Annotated in this window: 1 protein-coding gene and 1 pseudogene; both read right to left on the reverse strand. The window is 42.9% G+C overall.

Annotated elements, in window-relative coordinates:
• Positions 1 to 294 (reverse strand): RnfABCDGE type electron transport complex subunit D (locus tag A3763_RS21465; RefSeq protein ID WP_197483034.1); only part of this gene is annotated, 294 nt, incomplete at its 3' end.
• Positions 295 to 296: 2 nt separating this feature from the next.
• Positions 297 to 732, reverse strand: a pseudogene (locus A3763_RS21470) (NADH:ubiquinone reductase (Na(+)-transporting) subunit A); the annotation flags it as partial.

A 732-nucleotide genomic window follows, 5' to 3' on the forward strand; every position in this document is an offset into this window, starting at 1 on the left:
AAACATGCTATGCCAATCGGTTGGTATAGTACCCAGCCCAGCCGCTATAGCAGTATTTGCCTGGAAACCGACGTTCCAAATACCAAAAAACATAGCAGGGAATGCGCACAACCAAACCGTAATCATAATACGCTTAAGGTCGATACCATCTCTAACATGAGATGTGGTTTTGGTTACACTTGATGGCGAATAAAAAATGGTGTCAGCAGCTTCGTAAAGCGCATACCACTTCTCGTACTTGCCCCCTTTCTCGAAATGGGGCTCCATTTTATCTAAAACTGTTCTAAGTCCCATGATCAACCCTCAATTTCGATTCGAGTCAGATTCTCTCGTAGAATCGGACCGTACTCATACTTACCAGGACAAACATATGTGCAAAGCGCCAAATCTTCTTCATCTAGCTCTAAACAACCTAGAAGTTGTGCTTGCTCTGTATCACCTACAATCAGAGATCGTAGTAACTGAGTTGGCAAGATATCTAAAGGCATCACTTTTTCGTAAGCACCAACAGGAACCATTGCTCGATCACTACCATTTGTTGTGGTCGTAAAGTTGAACAATTTGGCAGGGTTAAGCTTAGAAAGGTAAATATTCATCACAGAGAACTTGTTGGCACCAGGAGATAACCAACCAATAAACTCACGCTCTTTTTGTTCATCAAGAACACTAACTTGCGAAGCATAGCGCCCTAAATAATCAACTGTAGCTCTTGCGGTCCGGCCACCAAAAACC

The organism is Oleiphilus sp. HI0128, assembly GCF_001635365.1.